Raw genomic sequence first — 14,360 nt, forward strand, 5'->3', positions numbered from 1 at the left:
CCGCCCGGCCCCCCCCCCCCCCCCGGCCCGCCCCCCCCCGGGGGGCGGCGCAGGGGGTGGGTGCTCCGGGGGCTGGGTGATTTTCAGACTGCCGACCCTGTGGGTGGGGCGCTGGGCGTCGTTGGCAGTCTGAAAATCACCCGTCACGCCCCTCTCCGCACCCACCCCCTGCGCCGCCCCCTTCCGCAGCGCGTCCCTCTCGCGGGGGCCTTGTTGGGGAGGGGGCACCTTAGCGGTGGGGGTGGGGGCGCTCCTCTCGGGGGGCGGGTGGGGGTGCTCTCGGGGGAGGGGGTGGGGGCGGGTGGGGGTGCTGGTCTTGGTGGGGTGGGGGAGACTGGGCGCATGCCGGAGCTGCCCGAGGTCGAGGCGTTGAGTGTCTTTTTGTCCGAGCGGTTGATCGGGCGGGTGATCGCTCGGGTGCAGCCGGTGGCGATCAGTGCGTTGAAGACGTACGAACCGCCGGTGACGGCGTTGGAGGGGCGGACGGTCGGGGCGGTGGGCAGGCGCGGGAAGTTCCTGGACGTCGAGGCCGAGGGGCTGCACCTGGTGGTCCACCTGGCCCGGGCCGGTTGGCTGCGGTGGAAGGAGGGCCTGCCCGTCGAGCCGCCGCGGCCGGGGCCGCGCAACCCGTTGGCGTTGCGGGTGCGGCTGGCGGGTGAGGCCGGGGACGGGTTCGACCTCACCGAGGCGGGGTCGAAGAAGGGGCTGGCGGTGTACGTGGTGCGGGACCCGGCGGAGGTGCCGGGGGTGGCCCGGCTCGGGCCGGACCCGCTGGACCCGGCGTTCACGCTGGCGGACTTCGCGGCGCTGCTGCACGGCGAGCGGCGGCGGCTCAAGGGCGTGCTGCGGGACCAGGGTGTGCTGGCGGGGGTGGGCAACGCCTACTCGGACGAGGTGCTGCACGCGGCCCGGATGTCGCCGTACAAGCTCGCCGGGAGCCTGACGGAGGACGAGGTGGCCCGGCTGTACGAGGCGCTGGGCGGCACGCTGCGCGAGGCGGTGGAGCGTTCGCGCGGGCTGGCGGCGGGGGAGCTGAAGGCGGAGAAGAAGCTCGGGCTGCGGGTGCACGGCCGGACCGGTCAGCCCTGCCCGGTCTGCGGGGACACGATTCGTGAGGTGTCCTTCGCGGACTCCTCGTTCCAGTACTGCCCGACCTGCCAGACCGGGGGCAGGCCGCTGGCGGACCGGCGGCTGTCGCGGCTGCTGAAGTGACGGCCGCGGTGGGTGGGACGGTTCGCGGCCGTCCCACCCGGCGTTCGTCGGTCAGCGCTTGATGGCGACGCCGCCCCAGTAGTACGCGGCCTTCGGGTCGGCCGGGGGCTCGCCGTCCGGGCGCCAGGCCAGCACCGGGGCGACGCCCGGCTCGACCAGGTCCCAGCCGTCGAAGAAGCGGACCACGTCGTCGTAGCCGCGCGGGACCAGGGTCATCCCGCCGGCCCGGGCGGCTTCGGCGACCTTGCCGACGGCCTCCGGGTCGAAGTCCGGGGTCGGGGTGGTCAGGGCGATGCAGCTGCCGGCCGGAAGGGCGTCGCGCAGCGCGGCCACCCGGCCCCACGGGTCGTCCTCGTCGGCGATCAGCATCAGGACGGCGATCATCAGCAGGCCGACCGGCTGGGTGAGGTCGAGGGTGGCGGTGAGCGCCGGGTCGGCGAACAGCTCCTCGGGCTTGCGCAGGTCGGCGTGGATGTAGGTGGTGCGGCTGGCCGGGCTGGAGACCATCAGCGCGCGGGCGTGGGCGAGCACGATCGGGTCGTTGTCGACGTAGACCACCCGGGTCCCGGGGCTGACCGCCTCGGCGATCTCGTGGGTGTTCGGCGAGGTCGGGATGCCGGTGCCGAGGTCGAGGAACTGGCGGATGCCGTGCTCCCGGGCCAGGTGGCGCACGGCCCGGCCCTGGAACGCCCGGTTGGCCTTGGCCATCGCCTTGACGCTGGGAACGGCCTGCTCGATGGCCTGCCCCATGGCGCGGTCCGGCGGGAAGTTGGTCTTCCCGCCCAGCCAGTAGTCGTACACGCGCGCAGAGTGCGGGGCGGTGGTGTCGACGCCGAAACGTTCCCACTGGCTGAGCTCGGGGGAGTCGCCGTCCTGCGGGCCCGGGCGGGGGGAGTCCTGACTTGTCGTCATGGCCACGTCCTCTGATGGCAGATCATCACACTGGGGAAGGCACAGCGTAGCGGTCCGGACAGGAGGTGGAGCGTCCGGTCGGGGAAGATCCGTGGAAGATCTCCGGAAGCGGGGTGGACGGCCGATGGCCCTGGGCCGTCGGAGTGGTGATCGGGGCCGTCGGAGTTGCCCCCGGGAGGGGCGGCGACGGCCGGGGCATGCATCCACAATGCTGTCAGATCGTCAGATTACTTCGCGCAGATTGCTACTGGTTGCGGCGGGAATGTCCCTCCTGGGCACGGCTGCCGGATGTCGGAGCTACGTGGGCGGCGGGGAGGGCGGAGCCGCGGACGGGGCGGGCGGCGGCGCCGCCCGGTCCGCCCCGGTGGGGCCCGAGGGGGCGCCGGGAGGGCCGGGTGCCGCACCGGCCACGGCCGCCGCGCCGGCGGTGACCCCGGGGGGCACGCCGTCCGCGGCGTCCTCGTCGGCGCCGCCGTCCGCCGTGCCGAGTGCGGTGCCCGTGCGCCGGGTGCTCACCGAGGCGGAGGCCAAGCCGGTGTACGACCTGGACCCGGAGCGGCGGGTGGTGGCGCTCACCATCGACGACGGCCCGGACCCCCGCCACACGCCGACCGTGCTGACGCTGCTGGAGCAGTACGGGATCAGGGCGACGTTCTTCCTGATCGGCGAGAACGCGGTCGAGCACCCCGCCCTGGTGCGGGAGATCGCGGACCGCGGCCACCACATCGCCAACCACACCTGGACCCACCCGGACCTGCGGCACCTGTCCGAGGCCAAGGTGCGGGACGAGCTGGAGCGCACCTCCGACCTGCTGCACCGCACCACCGGCCGGCAGCCCACCTGGTTCCGCGCGCCGGGCGGGGACTGGTCCGCGGCCTCGCTCAAGGTGGCCGCCGACCTCGGGATGCGGAACATGGCCTGGTCGGTGGACCCGAGGGACTGGGCCCGGCCCGGCACCTCGGCGATCATCGACCGGATCCTCAAGAACGTCCGGCCCGGGTCGATCGTGCTCAACCACGACGGCGGTGGGGACCGCTCGCAGACGGTGGCGGCGCTGAAGGCGTACCTGCCGGTGCTCGTCGACTCGGGGTACTACTTCACCGCTCCGCCGAACTGACGGGGTTTCCGGTGGACCTCCGCAGAGTGACGGGTAGCGGTTTTAACCTTTAAACCACTCGAATAGGTGGATTAGAAGAACCGTTTTTGCGGATTTAGGGCCTCTAGGGTGATCTCGCACCGATGAATCCGGGTACCGCCGGGTACCACCTGAAAGGCCCTCACCCATGCGTCTCCGCAACGCCGTGCTCGCCGCCGCCAGCGCCGTCGCCCTCGTCCTCGCCGTTCCCTTCTCCGCCAACGCCGCGGAGGGCGATTTCCTCTACAAGGTCGGCCCCGGGGTCATCACCGGCCTCGCCGACCCGCAGAGCCGCGAGTGCATCGACCTGCCGTGGACGACCGAGGACGCTCCGGGCTTCGCGCCGGAGAACCTCACCCGCTCCACGGCCACGGTCTACCTGGACTTCGGCTGCACGGGAGACGTGTTCTACGTCATGAACCCCGGCAAGAAGCTCGGCGACCGGCTGAAGCTGCGCTCCGTCGTCTTCTCCTGAGCGGACCGTCACCGCTGATCCGAACGGTCCGGCGCCGCGTCGGGAGCCGCCGGACCATCCGCCGAACGGCCCCACCGCCTGTGCCGTGGGGCCGTTCGGGTGAGCGGCGTAGCGTGACTGAGGAGGGGGGCGCCGTCCCGGCCGCGGAGGAGGAAGTCATGTCCGTACGGGAACTGGACGCGGTGAGACAGGAGGCCTTCGGCGGGCGCGTGCTGCAGGTCCTCAACGACGCCTGCCTGGGACTGATGGTCAGCATCGGCCACCAGACCGGGCTGTTCGACCTGATGGCCGGACTCGCCCCCTCGACCGGCGAGGAGATCGCGCGGGCCGCCGGACTGAACGAGCGCTACGTGCGCGAGTGGCTCGGCTGCATGGTCGTCGCCGGCTTCGTGGAGTACGACCCGCAGGAGCGCGCCTACGTGCTGCCGCCCGAGCACGCGGCGTCACTGACCAGGGCGGCCGGGCCGGACAACCTGGCCGGGATGATGCCCTTCCTCGCGATGATGGGCGAGGTCGAACAGGAACTGCTCGGGCACTTCCGCACCGGCGGCGGCATGCCGTACTCGGCGTACCCGCGCTTCCAGCGGCTCCAGGCCGAGGAGACCGCCCGGGTGTACGACCTGGCGCTGGTGGACGCGATCGTGCCGTTGGCGGACGGGCTGACCGAGCGGCTGCGGGCCGGGATCGACGCGGTGGACGTCGGCACCGGGCAGGGGCACGCCGTCACGGTGCTCGCCCGGGCCTTCCCGGAGAGCCGGTTCACCGGCATCGACATCTCCGCCGAGGGGATCGCCGCCGCCCGCGCGGCGGCGGCCGAACTGGGCCTGCGCAACGCCCGGTTCGAGGTCGCCGACTCGGCCGGACTGACCGGGGAGTACGACCTGGTCACCGCCTTCGACGTGATCCACGACCTGGCCCGCCCGACCCGCACGCTGGCCGCCGTCGCGGGCGCGCTGCGGCCCGACGGCGTCTTCCTGATGGGCGACATCGCCGCCAGCAGCGAGCTGGCGGAGAACATCGGCCACCCGCTGGCGCCCGCGCTCTACACCTTCTCGACCTTCTACTGCATGACGGTCTCGCTCGGTGAGGGCGGGGAGGGCCTCGGGACGGTCTGGGGCGAGCAGACGGCCCGGCGGATGCTGGCGGTGGCCGGGTTCCGCTCGGTCGAGGCGAAGCGGGTCGAGGGGGACGTGCTGAACCTGTACTACGTGGCGCGGCTCGACGGCGCGGCGCAGGGCTGACGGCGCACGGGCGGGCTTCCCGGGCGGGGGCCCGGGCGGATCCCGCGGCCGGGGTGGCCGGGGCCGGCCGGGCGGCGTAGGTTCGAACTGTCCGGCCCGGTCGCCGGCGCCTCGCCGTGCCCGTACGCCCTGCCGTCCTCGTGCGGCCCGCCGTGCCCCGTCGGGCGCAGCAACCTGGGCAGAGCGAAGGAGGGCCTGGGATGACCGGCAACGGCTACGCGCACCCCGAGGCGTTGGTCCGCACCGAATGGCTGGCCCACCACCTGGACGACGGGACGATCAGGGTCGTCGAGGTGGACGAGGACACCGAGGCCTACGACCGGGACCACATCCCCGGCGCGGTCGGCTGGAACTGGACCACCGACCTGCACAGCCAGGTCGGCCGGGACTACGTCGACCGCGAGGGCGTCCAGCACCTGCTGCGGGCGGCCGGGGTCGAGGACGACACCACCGTGGTGCTCTACGGCGGCAACAACAACTGGTTCGCCGCCTACGCCTACTGGCTGCTGCGGCTGCGCGGCTACGGGCCGGTGCGGCTGCTGGACGGCGGGCGCAAGAAGTGGGAGCTGGAGGGGCGGGAGCTCACCCCCGAGGTGATGGACTACCAGCACACCGGCTACCGGATCGGCGGGCCCGAACGGCCGGAGCTGCGGGCGCTGCGGGACGAAGTCCTGGCCAAGGCGGAGGTGTTCGCCAAGCCCGGGGCGGACGCGGTGCTGGTGGACGTCCGCTCGCCGGCCGAGTTCCGGGGCGAGCTGATCGCGCCCCCGCACCTTCCGCAGGAGCAGGCGCAGGTGCCCGGGCACATCCCGGGCGCGGTCAACGTCCCCTGGTCGCAGGCGGCCAACGACGACGGGTCGTTCCGCTCGGCGGAGGAGCTGCGGGAGCTGTACGCGGGGAAGGGCGTGGAAGCGGAGCGCGAGGTGATCGCGTACTGCCGGATCGGCGAGCGCTCCGCGCACACCTGGTTCGCGCTCACCGAGCTGCTCGGGTACCCGCACGTGAAGAACTACGACGGCTCGTGGACGGAGTACGGCTCGCTGGTGCGGGCGCCGGTGACGCTCGGAGCGTGAGTGGCGGGTGGGGCGGGGGTTACGGGTGGGGTGCGGGTGGCGGGTGGGGCCCGCGGGACGGTGTGACGGCTTCGCGGCAGCGCTGCGAAGCCGTCATGTCGGCGGGTTTCTTTTCATGAACATCTCACAATTTGGGAGTGGACGGGGCGCACCCGGGACAAGGATCGATCCAACCCCATCGTTCCGGTGATCCCTGGAGGACCACGTGCGCAAGAGGCTGATCGTCTCTGCTGCCAGTGCCCTGAGCCTGTTCCTGGCCGTCCCCGCTTCCGCTTCCGACTTCCAACCCGGCGCGGCCGGGGTCGGCGACCCGTACTACCCGAGCTACGGCAACGGCGGCTACCGCGTCTCCCACTACGACATCCGGCTGAAGTACCAGCCCGCCACCGACGAACTGGAGGGCACCACGACCATCCTCGCCACGGCGACCCAGAACCTCTCCCGGTTCAACCTCGACTTCGCGCTGAACGTCTCCGAGGTCCGGGTCAACGGGCGGCCCGCGGCCTTCGCCACCAGCGGCGAGCAGGAACTGGAGATCACCCCCGCCCGGCCGCTCGCCAAGGGTGCCCAGGCCACCGTGGTGGTGCGCTACAAGGGCGTGCCGTCCACCGTGAAGCGGTACGGCTTCACCAGCTGGCACCGCACGCCGGACGGCGGGATCGCGGCGAACGAGCCCGAGGCGGCCTGGTGGTGGTTCCCGAGCAACGACCACCCGAGCGACAAGGCCACCTACGACGTCTCGGTGCTGGTGCCGGACGGCACCCAGGCGATCAGCAACGGCGTGCTGACCGGCACCACCTCCCAGGCGGGCTGGACCCGGTACAGCTGGCGGGAGAACAAGCCGCAGGCGACGTACCTGGCCACGCTGGCGATCGGCAAGTTCGACGTCACCCGGGACACCACGGCGAGCGGGCTGCCGGTCTACAACGCGTACAGCAAGGACCTCGGGGAGAACGCCGACGCGGCCCGGGCGAGCGTCGAGCGCACCGGCGAGCTGGTGGACTGGCTGAGCGGCTACTTCGGCGAGTACCCGTTCAGCTCCGTCGGCGGCTACGTCCCCAATGTGCCGACCGGCTACGCCCTGGAGACCCAGACCCGGATCTTCTACAGCCCCCGGCAGTTCGCCAAGGGCTCCAACACCTCCGTGGTCGTGCACGAGCTGGCCCACCAGTGGTACGGCGACAGCGTCTCGCTCTCCCGCTGGAGCGACATCTGGCTGAACGAGGGCTTCGCCCGGTACGCGCAGTTCCTCTGGTCGGAGCACGAGAACGAGGGCACCGCGCAGGAACTGGCGGACTACGTCTACGCCTCGCACCCGGCCGACGACCCGTTCTGGAAGATCAAGCCGGGCGACCCGGGCCCGGACGACCAGTTCTCCGGTGCGGTCTACGAGCGCGGTGCGGTGGCCGTCCAGGCGCTGCGCAACGCCGTCGGGGACGAGAAGTTCTTCCAGATCCTGAAGGGCTGGCCCACCGAGCGCCGCTACGGCAACGCCACCATTCCGGAGTTCCAGGCCTACGCCGAGAAGGTCTCCGGGAAGGAGCTCGGGGACCTGCTGAACACCTGGCTGTTCACCCCGAGCAAGCCCGCGGTCGGACCGGTGCCGCCGGGCACCGCTGCCGCGGCCTCTGCCTCGCCGGCGCCGGGCGCTGACGCCGGCCGGGACGCGGGGCAGCCGCCGGCCGAGCCGAAGTCCTGGAAGAAGATCCAGGAGAGCAGCTCGGTGCACGAGGGACGTCACTGACGGCAGGGCCGCACAGGAGGATCGGGCCGGCGGTTCCGCGCGCACGGCGGGGACCGTCGGCCCGGCCTATGCCGCTCCGGGGCCGTCGGCCGCCAGCAGTTCGGTGAGGCGGCGGACGGCGAAGGGTATGAGCTCGCGGACCGGGACCAGGCGGCAGGCCGCCTCGCCGACCAGCACCTCGCGGATGCCCGCCCTCTTCTCGAACTCCCGCCCCACGACCGGGAAGTGGGTGTCGTTGTCGTCCGCCACGTCCGGTGCCTCGATCCAGACCCGCTCGCCCTGGATCGCCATCGGGAAGCGGCGGAGCTTGAGCCGGCGGTTGGGCGCGAAGGTCTCCGCGTAGTGCAGGAAGGTGTTGCGGTTGTGGCCGACGCCGACCAGCAGCACGTACCCGCCGAGGTCGTGCAGCGCGCCGAAGGGCGACTCCCGGCCGACGGCGAAGCCGAGCGAGCGCCGGGCGGTGACCTCCCGGGCGTGTGCGCCCACGGCGGCGACCGATACCTGCGGGTGGGTGCTGCGCAGGCTCTCCGGCAGGGTGCGCAGAGCCTCCGCCACCGCGCCCGTGGCGGAGGGCAGCCCGGAGTGGAACAGCGGTACGGCGGAGCGGAGTTCGGCCACTTCGGGGCCGGGGGCGCCGCTGTGCCCGGGGGCCGGGTCACGGACCGTGTCGGAGGTGAAGGTGGGCCCGGCGACGGTGCCGCCGGGCCCGACCGCCTCGCGCAGGCTGGCCACCACGGCCGCCGCGCCGCCCTCGACCCGGCCGAGGCTGGAGAGCGAGGAGTGCACGATCAGCGCCATGCCCTCGCGGACGCCCGCCCGGTGCCAGCCCTCCACGAGATCGGCGGTGGTGAGCGGGCCGGTGCCCGGTGTGGTCATGGTGCCCCCTGCGGTGCTGTTCGTGCTGGGATCGTTCGGGGCCGACCATAGCGGGTGGCACTGACAGTCGGTCAGGACGGGGGTGCCGTCGGTCGGTCCGCGGGCCGGAGGCCGGGTCGGAACCCGGTCCGGATCGCGGGTCGGTGCGCTATCCGGCTCACGATCCGGCTCACGGTCGGACGGCCGGTCGCAGGCGCGGGTAGTCGGTGTAGCCGGTGGCCTCCTGGCCGTAGAGGTGGGTGGGGTCGACGGGGGCGAGCGGGGCGTACGCGGCGAACCGTTCCGGCAGATCGGGGTTGGCGATGAAGGCGCGGCCGTAGGAGACCAGGTCGGCCAGGCCGGCGGCGAGCACCGCCTCGCCGCGCTCGCGGTCGGTGGCGGCGCGGTTCTCGCCGACGTTGCCGATCAGCGGGCCGGACCAGCGCGGTCGCAGGTCGGCCAGGGCCGGGTAGTCGTCGTTGTCGGTGAGGTGGAGGTAGGCCAGGCCGAGGGCGTCGAGTTCGCCGAGCAGCGCGCGGTAGACCGGCGCGGGGTCGGCCTCGTGCATGCCGAACTGCGGGTTGCCGGGGGACAGTCGCAGGCCGAGGCGGTCGGGGCCGACGGCCTCGGCGACGGCGGTGACCAGCTCGATCGGGAAGCGCAGCCGGTCGGCGAGGGTGCGCGGGCCGTACTCGTCGGTGCGCAGGTTGGTGTTGTCGGCCAGGAACTGGTGGATCAGGTAGGAGTTGGCGCCGTGGAGTTCGACGGCGTCGAAGCCGGCGTCGAGGGCCAGGCGGGCGGAGGCGACGTGGTCGGCGACGGTGCGGTGGATCTCCTCGCGGGTCATGGCGCGCGGGGTGACGGCCTCGGCCTTGCCGCCGTCCTTGACGTGCACCGGGCCCGGGGCGGGGACGGCGGAGGGGCCGGCCGGGACGTCGCCGAGCAGCCGGTTGAGCGGGTGGCCCTGGCGTCCGCCGTGCATCAGCTGGGCGACGATCCGGCCGCCGGCGGCGTGCACGGCCCCGGTCACCGCGCGCCAGCCGGCCACGTGCGCGGGCGTCTCCAGGCCGGGCAGGCGCCAGCCGGACTGGCCCTGCCGGCTGGGCCAGATGCCCTCGGTGACGATCAGGCCGGCGCTCGCGCGCTGGGCGTAGTGCTCGGCGACGACGGGCAGGGGCGTACCGTCCTCGGCGGCCCGGTACCGCGTCATCGGGGCCATGACGACGCGGTTCGGCAGGTCGAGCCGGCCGAGGCGGTACGGGGTGAGCAGGGTTGCGGTGGCGGTGGTGGTCATGCCGGTACGGTAGAACCTGACATCAGTGTCAGGTTCAAGCGCGCTCGGCGGCCTCGGTGAGGATCAACTCCTCGATGCCGCAGAGGAACCGTTCCATCGCGGTGCGCGGGAGCAGGGACGGGTCCGCCGTCATGGCCAGGCTCAGTGCCTCGGCGGACTGCAGGACGTCCAGGGCGTAGGTCAGGCCGGGGCGCGGTTCGAACTCCACCGGCCAGGTGAGCGTGGTCCGGTCCTCGCCGGGGTCGGCCGCCACCGGGAGGAGCTCCCGGGTGTCGTTGAACACGCAGGAGCGGTCCGCGAGTCGGACGCCCTCGGCGGTCAGTCGCGCGACCTCGGCGGCCAAGGCAGACCTGTCGTAGTACGCGTGCCGGTAGGTGCCGATCGCCGCGGCGTGGGTCCGGCGCACCACCTCGCCGAACTCGGCCGTGGCGTCCGGAAGGCGGAACAGGCCGTCGCCCGCGACCACGCTCACCGCGTCGGCCAGTTCGGGCAGGAAGCGGTTGTTGACCACGACGTTCAGCACGGCCTCGGTCGAGCCGGCGAGCCGGGCGGTCATCGCCGCCGTCGCGGCGAGCAGAACCGAGCCCGTGCTGACCCGGTGCCTGGCCGCCACCCGCTCGACGGCCCGGGGCAGGGCGGGGGAGCGGAGCACCGCGTTCGGGAACCGGGCGGGCTGCTCGGCGGCCGGCGGGAAGAGCCGGTCCGGGCCCAGCCGGAGCTTGCGCACGAACTGCTTGCGGGCCGCCGCATCGCGCTGCAGGCCCCGGTCGGAGGTCTGGAACTCGGCCTCCTCCAGCGGCTGTCGGGTGGATCGGCGCAGCTCGGCCAGCTCCTCGGGCGAGCCGCCGAGGCAGAGCGCGGCCAGGTCGGCGACCAGCCGGCTCATTCCGGAGCCGTCCACCGCGGTGTGCGAGAGCACCAGGCTGACGTGCCGGACCAGCCCGCCGGCCGTCACCGCGCCGATCCGCAGCGGCCACTGGACGGCGGTGTCGAAGGCCTGGGCCGCCAGTTCCTCGTGCAGCCGGGCGCCTTGCCCGGCCGGGTCCTGGCCTTCCCCGGCGGTCAGCAGGTGGACGGCCAGGGTGCCTTCGCCGTCCACGGTCTGGCGGAGGTCGCCGGCCTCGTCCGGGAGCAGGCGGGTGTGCAGCGAGTCGTGCAGGTGCAGCAGCTGTTCCAGCGCGGTCAGCAGGACCGGCAGCGGCAGCCCCGGGTCCAGCGGCGCCGCGGTGGCGATGTTGTAGCGCGGCGCATCGGCCGGCGGCAGCTGTCGTACGGCGTCCCAGATGGCCCGTTGGCCCCAGGTGGCCGGGCCGGATCCGGTCCGGCCGGACGAGAAGGGGATCTCCAGAAGTTGACGAGTGGTCACCGATCGGCTCTCCGTGGTGCGGTGGTCGTTGAGTCGTGCCGGTGCGTTGGGAGCGCGGGTGCTGCTGGGGAGAGTGTGGCGCACCGCCCGCCGCGCGTCGAGGGCTGCGCGGGTGGCGCCGGTCGAGTGCGCGGGTCCGTCGAGGGGGGCTGGGTGGAGCCTGCCGGCTCGTCGCCGCCGGCGGTCCCGGGGGTTCCAAAGGTCTCTTGACGTGAAGTATCTTGATGTCGAGATTGATGTCGATCACGCGACGGGGGACTGCCATGCGGGGAAACGGACTGATGGCGCAGCTGCGGCGGCCGCCGGGCGGGCGGGACGCGCGGATCATGCTGCTGGCGCAGTGCGTCGACCGGACCGGCACGGGGGTGTGGGCGGCGGCCTCGGTGCTCTACTTCACCTATGCGTGCGGAATGGACGCGCGGCAGCTGGGGCTGCTGCTCGGGGTGGGGGCGGTGGCGGGGATCGCCGGGTCCCCGCTGGCCGGGCGGGCGGCCGAACGGGTCCCGGTGCGGTGGCTGCTGATCGGCTGCCACCTGCTGCGGCTGGGGGCGATGGGACTGCTCCTGGTGGTCGACGACTTCGGCGCGCTGCTGCCCGTGGTGGCCCTGATCTGCCTGGCCGAGCGGGCCGCCAAGACGCTGGAGATGCTGTTCGCGACCCGGGTGGCGGGCGAGCGGCGGGCCACCTACCAGGCACTGTTCCGCAGCGTGGCCAACGCCGGGTACGCGCTCGGCGCGGGCGTCGCCGCGATCGGACTGGCGGTGGGGACCGCGGGCGCCTACCGGGTGCTGATCGCGGCCAACGGGCTGTCCTACCTGCTGGCCGCCGTGCTGGTCCGGCGCACCCGGGAGCCGTCCGGGCGCGGCCTGGTCGCGGCGAAGGCCGGCGACCGGCCCGGCGGCGAGCCCGCCGGGACGCCGTCCGCCGTGCCGAGCCCCTGGCGCGACCGCGGCTACCTGCGGTTCGTCCTGCTGGACATGCCGCTGAACCTGGACGACTCGATCCTCAACGTCGGGCTGCCGCTCTGGCTGGTCCACCGCACCGGCGCGCCGCACGCCGTCGTCCCGGTCTTCCTGGTGCTCAACACGGTGCTCGTGGTGCTGCTGCAACTGCGGGTCTCGGCCTGGGCGGAGGGCGCGCTCGGGGCGGCCGCCGCGCTGCGCTGGTACGGGGTGACGGTGCTGGGCGGCTGTCTGCTGATCGTGCTCGCCACCGGCGCCGGGCCGGTCGTGGCCTCGGTCGCGCTGCTGGGCGCGGCGGTCCTGATCACCCTGGCGGAGCTGCTGCGCTCGGTGAGCTCCTGGGAGCTGGCGGTGGTGCTGGCCCCGCCGGGCGCCCGGGCCTCGTACCTGGGGGTCGCCGGGATGTCCCAGTCGGTGCAGAAGTCGGTCGGGCCGCTGCTGCTGACCGGAGTGGTGATGGCGGCCGGACCGCTCGGCTGGCTCGGTCTCGGCGCGGCCACCGTCGGTCTCGGCGCGCTCCAGCGCCGGGCCGCCCTGCGGCGGCTGGCGACGCTGGGCGGGGCGGCCGACGGCACCGTGGCCGAGCCGGCGCGTCCGGCCCCGGCGTCGGCCACGGCGGGCTGAGCCGATCCGGGGCCCGCGCCGGCCCGTGGAGCGGGCGTGCCGCTCGGCGGGCGGCGGCCGCCACCGGGCGGTGGCGGCGAACCGGCCGGCCCGGTCGAGGACCGTCGCCCCGTACGGATGGAGGGCGGCCCGGGCGCGGTCGGCGCGCCCTCGTACGGGTGAGGTTGCCGGGTCGGCCCGGAGCGCGGTGATACGTATACGGATCGCTTGTCGACTCGACGGAGGACCACATGGCCGCCAATGGCTGGACGGACGACCTGCTCGACCGGATGCGCAGCACCGGGGACCCGCTCGGGGACGCCGCCATCGCCGAGACCTACGCGCTGGGCCGGCAGGAGGAGGTGCGGCAGACACTGCTCGGCTTCGGCCGGAACAGCGACACCGTCCCCGCGGGGCTGCCGCCCAAGCTCCAGCAGTACTTCGAGGAGACCGCGGTCCTGCCCTCCTGGGCGGACCGGGAGCAGATGGAGCGCGGCCACCGGCTGCTCGGCCGCTACCAGCCGCTCATCGCCGCGATCCTGCTCTGCGGCTCGCTCCCGCTCTGCTACACCTGCGGCAACGGGGCCGAGGTGCTGGTCCGTTCGCAGCGCCTCACCTCCGGGGTGTACCGGCGGCTGGCGGAGACCTCGCAGTTCGTCGTCGACGTCCTCGACGACGACGGCCTGGGGCCGAGCGGCCACGGACTCCGCTCGGCGCAGAAGGTCCGACTGCTGCACGCCACCATGCGCTACCACGTGTCCCAGCTGGGCGACTGGGACGCCGCCGCGCTGGGGGTGCCGGTCAACCAGGAGGACCTGGCCGGCACCCTGTTGAGCTTCTCGGTACTGATCCCGCAGGGCCTGGGCGAGCTGGGCGTCGAGCTGCCGCCCGAGGACCGGGACGCCTACTTCCACATCTGGCGGGTGGTCGGCCACGTCCTGGGCGTCCACGAGCAGCTGAACCCGGCCAAGTTCGGCGACGGCGAGGCCCTGAAGGACACCGTCATCCGCCGGCAGCAGCGGCCCTCGGAGGCCGGGACGGTGCTGACGAAGGGCGTGCTGGACTTCATCAAGGAGGTGCTGCCGGTCCCGCCGGGGGCGGGCCCCACGCTGATCCGGCACCTGATCGGGGACAGGTCCGCCGACGTCGTCAAGGTGCCCCCGGCGGACAGCCTCACCCGGCTGGGGCTGAGCGCCGCCGCCCTGCCCTCCTTCGGGTACGGCAAGACCGGCGACACCCTGCCGCCGCTCGCCGAACTGGCGAGCCGGCTGGGGCTGCTGGTCTTCAAGGAGGGGCTGCTGCTGACCAACAAGGGCCGGCGCCGGGAGTGGCAGGTGCCCACCGGACTGACCGACTCCTCGGCCTGATCCGTCCACCGTCCACCGTCCGTCGCCTGCCGCCTGCCGCCTGCCGCCTGCCGTCCGTCGCCTGCCGCTCGCCGCCCGCGGCCGGGCGCCCCCCCCCCGCCCACAGGCCGGGGCACCCCCC

Annotated in this window: 12 protein-coding genes; 8 read left to right on the forward strand and 4 right to left on the reverse strand. The window is 73.7% G+C overall.

Features of this window, described 5'->3' with window-relative positions:
* The first annotated feature begins 342 nt into the window (after positions 1 to 342).
* A complete protein-coding gene (locus ACFVHV_RS35190; RefSeq protein WP_380356847.1) occupies positions 343 to 1,212 on the forward strand; it encodes an Fpg/Nei family DNA glycosylase in 870 nt (289 codons plus the stop codon).
* Between the two features lie 51 nt (positions 1,213 to 1,263).
* Here the strand turns inward: ACFVHV_RS35190 and ACFVHV_RS35195 are convergent, their stop codons facing one another.
* The gene (locus ACFVHV_RS35195; protein ID WP_359904884.1) at positions 1,264 to 2,124 is read right to left on the reverse strand and encodes an SAM-dependent methyltransferase; all 861 of its coding nucleotides are present in this window, start codon (positions 2,122 to 2,124) and stop codon (positions 1,264 to 1,266) included.
* 508 nt (positions 2,125 to 2,632) lie between these two features.
* On the opposite strand from ACFVHV_RS35195, the gene ACFVHV_RS35200 reads away from it, so the two are divergent.
* The 5 genes from ACFVHV_RS35200 to ACFVHV_RS35220 all read left to right on the forward strand — a co-directional run bounded on the left by ACFVHV_RS35200 (position 2,633) and on the right by ACFVHV_RS35220 (position 7,792).
* Positions 2,633 to 3,241 carry a polysaccharide deacetylase family protein gene (locus ACFVHV_RS35200; protein ID WP_359904878.1) on the forward strand — a complete coding sequence of 203 codons (609 nt, stop codon included), beginning with the start codon at positions 2,633 to 2,635 and terminating at the stop codon, positions 3,239 to 3,241.
* A gap of 166 nt (positions 3,242 to 3,407) precedes the next feature.
* Positions 3,408 to 3,734, forward strand: a complete 327-nt coding sequence (locus ACFVHV_RS35205) for a hypothetical protein (protein ID WP_359904875.1) — start codon at positions 3,408 to 3,410, stop codon at positions 3,732 to 3,734.
* 158 nt (positions 3,735 to 3,892) lie between these two features.
* On the forward strand, positions 3,893 to 4,975 hold the full coding sequence (locus ACFVHV_RS35210; RefSeq protein ID WP_359904872.1) for a methyltransferase domain-containing protein: 1,083 nt from the start codon (positions 3,893 to 3,895) through the stop codon (positions 4,973 to 4,975).
* 200 nt (positions 4,976 to 5,175) lie between these two features.
* A complete protein-coding gene (locus tag ACFVHV_RS35215) occupies positions 5,176 to 6,048 on the forward strand; it encodes a sulfurtransferase (RefSeq protein ID WP_359904869.1) in 873 nt (290 codons plus the stop codon).
* A 205-nt stretch (positions 6,049 to 6,253) separates the two neighbouring features.
* Positions 6,254 to 7,792: a M1 family metallopeptidase gene (locus ACFVHV_RS35220; RefSeq protein ID WP_380356852.1), complete on the forward strand. Its 1,539-nt coding sequence runs from the start codon at positions 6,254 to 6,256 to the stop codon at positions 7,790 to 7,792.
* Positions 7,793 to 7,858: 66 nt separating this feature from the next.
* Here the strand turns inward: ACFVHV_RS35220 and ACFVHV_RS35225 are convergent, their stop codons facing one another.
* The 3 genes from ACFVHV_RS35225 to ACFVHV_RS35235 all read right to left on the reverse strand — a co-directional run bounded on the left by ACFVHV_RS35225 (position 7,859) and on the right by ACFVHV_RS35235 (position 11,307).
* On the reverse strand, positions 7,859 to 8,668 hold the full coding sequence (locus ACFVHV_RS35225; RefSeq protein ID WP_380356853.1) for an aminoglycoside N(3)-acetyltransferase: 810 nt from the start codon (positions 8,666 to 8,668) through the stop codon (positions 7,859 to 7,861).
* A 169-nt stretch (positions 8,669 to 8,837) separates the two neighbouring features.
* Positions 8,838 to 9,941 carry an alkene reductase gene (locus tag ACFVHV_RS35230; RefSeq protein WP_359904857.1) on the reverse strand — a complete coding sequence of 368 codons (1,104 nt, stop codon included), beginning with the start codon at positions 9,939 to 9,941 and terminating at the stop codon, positions 8,838 to 8,840.
* Positions 9,942 to 9,975: 34 nt separating this feature from the next.
* Positions 9,976 to 11,307, reverse strand: a complete 1,332-nt coding sequence (locus tag ACFVHV_RS35235; RefSeq protein ID WP_380356856.1) for a condensation domain-containing protein — start codon at positions 11,305 to 11,307, stop codon at positions 9,976 to 9,978.
* 281 nt (positions 11,308 to 11,588) lie between these two features.
* Here ACFVHV_RS35235 and ACFVHV_RS35240 point away from each other — a divergent pair, with 281 nt between their 5' ends.
* Both ACFVHV_RS35240 and ACFVHV_RS35245 read left to right on the forward strand, forming a co-directional pair.
* Positions 11,589 to 12,893 carry an MFS transporter gene (locus tag ACFVHV_RS35240; protein WP_380356858.1) on the forward strand — a complete coding sequence of 435 codons (1,305 nt, stop codon included), beginning with the start codon at positions 11,589 to 11,591 and terminating at the stop codon, positions 12,891 to 12,893.
* A 230-nt stretch (positions 12,894 to 13,123) separates the two neighbouring features.
* Positions 13,124 to 14,239 (forward strand): oxygenase MpaB family protein, encoded by a 1,116-nt coding sequence (locus tag ACFVHV_RS35245; protein ID WP_380356861.1) that lies wholly within the window; start codon positions 13,124 to 13,126, stop codon positions 14,237 to 14,239.
* Positions 14,240 to 14,360 lie beyond the last annotated feature (121 nt).

The sequence above is a fragment of the Kitasatospora sp. NPDC127116 genome, from assembly GCF_042677365.1.
Lineage (GTDB): Bacteria > Actinomycetota > Actinomycetes > Streptomycetales > Streptomycetaceae > Kitasatospora > Kitasatospora lactacystinica.

What these genes read in the sequence shown, in the direction of transcription:
- ACFVHV_RS35230 (WP_359904857.1), bottom strand. Translation starts at nt 9,941, where the DNA reads ATGACCACCACCGCCACCGCAACCCTGCTCACCCCGTACCGCCTCGGC.
- ACFVHV_RS35210 (WP_359904872.1), top strand. Translation starts at nt 3,893, where the DNA reads ATGTCCGTACGGGAACTGGACGCGGTGAGACAGGAGGCCTTCGGCGGG.
- ACFVHV_RS35215 (WP_359904869.1), top strand. Translation starts at nt 5,176, where the DNA reads ATGACCGGCAACGGCTACGCGCACCCCGAGGCGTTGGTCCGCACCGAA.
- ACFVHV_RS35225 (WP_380356853.1), bottom strand. Translation starts at nt 8,668, where the DNA reads ATGACCACACCGGGCACCGGCCCGCTCACCACCGCCGATCTCGTGGAG.
- ACFVHV_RS35240 (WP_380356858.1), top strand. Translation starts at nt 11,589, where the DNA reads ATGGCGCAGCTGCGGCGGCCGCCGGGCGGGCGGGACGCGCGGATCATG.
- ACFVHV_RS35190 (WP_380356847.1), top strand. Translation starts at nt 343, where the DNA reads ATGCCGGAGCTGCCCGAGGTCGAGGCGTTGAGTGTCTTTTTGTCCGAG.
- ACFVHV_RS35205 (WP_359904875.1), top strand. Translation starts at nt 3,408, where the DNA reads ATGCGTCTCCGCAACGCCGTGCTCGCCGCCGCCAGCGCCGTCGCCCTC.
- ACFVHV_RS35195 (WP_359904884.1), bottom strand. Translation starts at nt 2,124, where the DNA reads ATGACGACAAGTCAGGACTCCCCCCGCCCGGGCCCGCAGGACGGCGAC.
- ACFVHV_RS35245 (WP_380356861.1), top strand. Translation starts at nt 13,124, where the DNA reads ATGGCCGCCAATGGCTGGACGGACGACCTGCTCGACCGGATGCGCAGC.